The 3351-nt window shown below is 74.2% G+C and carries 5 protein-coding genes and 1 pseudogene; 5 read left to right on the forward strand and 1 reads right to left on the reverse strand.

Going from position 1 to position 3351, the window contains the following annotated elements; genetic code table 11:
• The 4 genes and pseudogenes from I59_RS01365 to I59_RS01380 form a co-directional block, all read left to right on the forward strand.
• Nucleotides 1-528: winged helix-turn-helix domain-containing protein (locus tag I59_RS01365; protein WP_022902343.1), on the forward strand; the 528-nt coding region annotated here is incomplete at its 5' end.
• Between the two features lie 113 nt (nucleotides 529-641).
• Nucleotides 642-953 (forward strand): annotated as a pseudogene (locus I59_RS18845) (GNAT family N-acetyltransferase); the annotation flags it as partial.
• A 9-nt stretch (nucleotides 954-962) separates the two neighbouring features.
• Nucleotides 963-1526: a GNAT family N-acetyltransferase gene (locus I59_RS01375; protein ID WP_022902344.1), complete on the forward strand. Its 564-nt coding sequence runs from the start codon at nucleotides 963-965 to the stop codon at nucleotides 1524-1526.
• Nucleotides 1523-2263 carry an alpha/beta hydrolase gene (locus tag I59_RS01380; RefSeq protein ID WP_022902345.1) on the forward strand — a complete coding sequence of 247 codons (741 nt, stop codon included), beginning with the start codon at nucleotides 1523-1525 and terminating at the stop codon, nucleotides 2261-2263. Before I59_RS01375 ends, I59_RS01380 begins: the two co-directional genes overlap by 4 nt.
• Here the strand turns inward: I59_RS01380 and I59_RS01385 are convergent.
• On the reverse strand, nucleotides 2205-2672 hold the full coding sequence (locus I59_RS01385; protein WP_022902346.1) for an NUDIX domain-containing protein: 468 nt from the start codon (nucleotides 2670-2672) through the stop codon (nucleotides 2205-2207). The genes I59_RS01380 and I59_RS01385 overlap by 59 nt on opposite strands.
• Before the next feature lie 272 nt (nucleotides 2673-2944).
• On the opposite strand from I59_RS01385, the gene I59_RS01390 reads away from it, so the two are divergent.
• Nucleotides 2945-3351: haloacid dehalogenase (locus I59_RS01390; RefSeq protein WP_022902347.1), on the forward strand; the 407-nt coding region annotated here is incomplete at its 3' end.

Below are 3351 nucleotides of genomic sequence, written 5' to 3' on the forward strand. Positions count from 1 at the left end.
CTCGACGGCATCGGCGTCCTCGAGGGGCTCCGCGCCTGGACGCAGGTGCCCGTCCTCGTGCTCTCCGGGCGCACCGACTCCTCCGACAAGGTCGACGCCCTCGACGCCGGGGCGGACGACTACGTCACGAAGCCGTTCCAGATGGACGAGCTCCTCGCCCGGCTGCGGGCGCTCGGGCGTCGTCAGGCCGCGGTGGCCGCTTCTGCCGGGGGTGCGCCGACCGTCGCGATCGGCGAGCTCGTGGTCGACCTCGTCGCGAAACAGGTCACGCCGCCGACCGGTCCCGCGATCCGCCTGACGCCCACCGAGTGGCGGCTGCTCGAGGTCCTCGTGACGAACCCCGACCGGCTGATGACCCGCGAGATGCTCCTGACCGAGGTCTGGGGGCCGTCGCACGGCAACGACTCGGGCTACCTCCGGCTCTACATGGCACAACTCCGGCGGAAGCTCGAGCCCGACCCCGCGAACCCGCGGTTCCTCGTCACCGAGTCGGGGATGGGGTACCGCTTCAGCCCGGGGCACGCGTGAGCCCCCCGGCGAGCACGAGCACGAGCACGACCGCGAACGACCTCACCGTCGCGGGCCTGGGAACACCCGACGTGCGTCTCTGAGCCGTCCGTGACGCGTCCGGCTCGGACGTCGGGACGACCGGCTTCGAGACCGCGGCGGACGGGAGGCACGCCCTCCTCCGCAGCGTCGCCGTCAGCCCGTCGCTGCGCGGCTCCGGTGCAGGCTCTCGGCTCGCCGCCGTGGCGGTGGAGCAGGCCGCATCCGCAGGCGCCGGTCGCGCCTGGCTGTTCAGCCGGAGGTCCGGCCCGTTCTGGCAGGGCCTCGGGTTCGCGCCGGCCGACCCGGGCGAACTCGCGGCCGTCCTCGCGGGCACCACCCAGGTCGCCCTGTTCCGACGGACCGGGCAGCTCGCCCGGGAGGTCGCGTGGAGCCGCCCGCTGTAGCGTCGCCTCGTGACGATCGCGCTGCGCCGGGTGACCGCCGACGACTGGGCCCTGTGGCGGCCGGTCCGGCTCGCGGCGCTCGCCGACGCCCCCGGTGCCTTCGGGTCCCGGCTGGTCGACTGGGAGCACGCCTCCGAGCACCGGTGGCGCACCCGCCTGTCGTTGCCGGGCGCGCTCGACCTGCTCGCGGTCGACACCGACGGGCACCCAGCGAACGGCACGACGTCGGTCCCGGGCCGCCACGCCGACCCCGACGCCGGGTCCGTCCGTGCCGTCGGCATGGCCAGCGGCGTCCCGGACGCGGACGACCCGCGCCGCGTCGAGCTCATCTCGATGTGGGTCGCACCCGGCGAGCGCCGACGCGGGGTCGCCCGAGCGCTCATCGGCGCGGTCGCGACCTGGGCGGCGGAGCAGGGCGCCCGCGAGCTCGTCCTCGCCGTGGTGCCGGACAACGCCGGCGCCCGGGAGACCTACGCACGAACGGGGTTCTCCGTGACCGATGACGTGGGCGAGGCGCTGCCGGACGGGCGCCACGAGATCGTGATGCGCCGCGACCTGGAAGGACGACCGTGACCCGAGCACTCCGCGTCACCGCGTGGATCCTCGCAGCCGTCGTGCTGCTCGCCGTGGTGTTCCTCGTGTACGCGAACACCGTCATGCAGGGCACCCGGAGCGCCGCGCTCCAGGTCTGGCGGGACGACCGGGTGTCGGTCCGCGACGTCGGTGACGCCGTCCTCATGACCCCGACCGGCCAGGCGGACGGCAAGGGCATCGTGTTCATCCCCGGTGCGAAGGTCGACCCGTACGGGTACCTGGCGACCTTCCGGCAGGTGGTGGCATCGGGCACGACGGTCGTCATCACGAAGCCGACCCTCAACCTCGCGTTCTTCGACACCCGGCCGCTCGCGACGTTCGAGGCGCACGCCCCCGAGGTCACCACGTGGGCGGTCGGCGGGCACTCCCTCGGCGGGGTGCGTGCGTGCCAGCTCGCGAAGGACGCCGACGGCCTCCTGCTCCTCGGCAGCTACTGCGCGGACGACATCAGCCGCTCGTACATCCAGGTGCTCAGCGTCGCCGGCTCGCGCGACGGCCTCAGCACCCCGGCGAAGGTCGCGGCGGCGCGGCACCTCCTGCCCTCGACCGCGACGATGGTCGAGGTCGAGGGATCGAACCACGCCGGGTTCGGGGCGTACGGCGACCAGCCCGGTGACCGGACCGCGACCATCTCCCCGGCCGAGGCCCGCGCCGAGATCAGCGCGGCGGTCGAGCGCTGGGTGGCGGCGCTGCCGCCGGGGACCGACCTGCGCTGACCGCCATCCGCACCGCGTCGACGGCGAGTGACGGCACGAGCCCGACCTCCTCGACATCCGAGACCGGCACCCAGGCCGGCTGGTAGTGGTTCGACGGGCTGGACAGCGCTGCTTCGGGCGCATCCGACCGGACCTCCGGTGCGCCCGGACCCGCTTCGACGTGCAGGTACACGGCCGGCGCGGCTCGGTCGAGCCCGACGGGCAGCAGTGCGATCAGCTCGCCGCCGAGCCCGGTCTCCTCGCGCAGTTCACGCAGGCAGGCCTGTTGCGGGGTCTCGCCCGGCTCGACGCCTCCGCCGGGGAGGACGGCGTAGCGCCGTCCGTCCCGTTCACGGAGAACGAGCAGCACCTGGTCGCCGCGGACCGCCACGGCGGCCGCTCGGAGACGGAGGGGGCTGAAACCGGTCACGTGGTCACCGTACGCGGTCCGGTCGCGGTGATCCGTGCCTCCCGGCGGTCGGTCTGGAGGGCCGGCGCGCGCCCGTCACCCGGCCCGCGTGTCCTGCCGGTCGCGTCCACGGCCGCGCGACGAGCGGCACCCGGTGAGGCGGGCGACGCCCTCCGGTCGTACCAAGACGGTCCGCGTCACGCGGGTCCTGCACACGTGCGCTGTGGGTGAACTCTCTCCACACATCGGCCGCGTGCCTGAGTCGTGGAGCGGGGCGGTCCTAGAGTGGGCGCATGACCGCACCGGACCGGCCCACCCCAGCCCGCCTCGCGGATCAGCGCGCGCTGCTGTTCGACCTCGACGGCGTCCTCACCCCGACCGCCGACGTGCACATGCGCGCGTGGAGCCGCTTGTTCACGCCGTACCTCGCCGCTCGCGGGGTCGACCCGTACACCGAGCAGGACTACTTCACGTACATCGACGGCAAGCCCCGCTACGACGGCGTGCGCTCGCTGCTGCGGTCGCGCGGCATCGAGCTGCCGGAGGGCACCCCCGACGACGACCCCGCGCTGGACACGGTGTGCGGGCTCGGCAACCGGAAGAACGCCGAGTTCACGGCCGAGCTCGACGAGCACGGCGTGGAGCCGTACCCCGGCTCCCACCGGTTCCTCGTCGCCGCGATCGACGCCGGGTACTCGGT

The sequence above is a fragment of the Curtobacterium sp. B8 genome, from assembly GCF_000333315.1.
In the GTDB taxonomy this organism is placed as follows: Bacteria; Actinomycetota; Actinomycetes; order Actinomycetales; family Microbacteriaceae; genus Curtobacterium; species Curtobacterium luteum.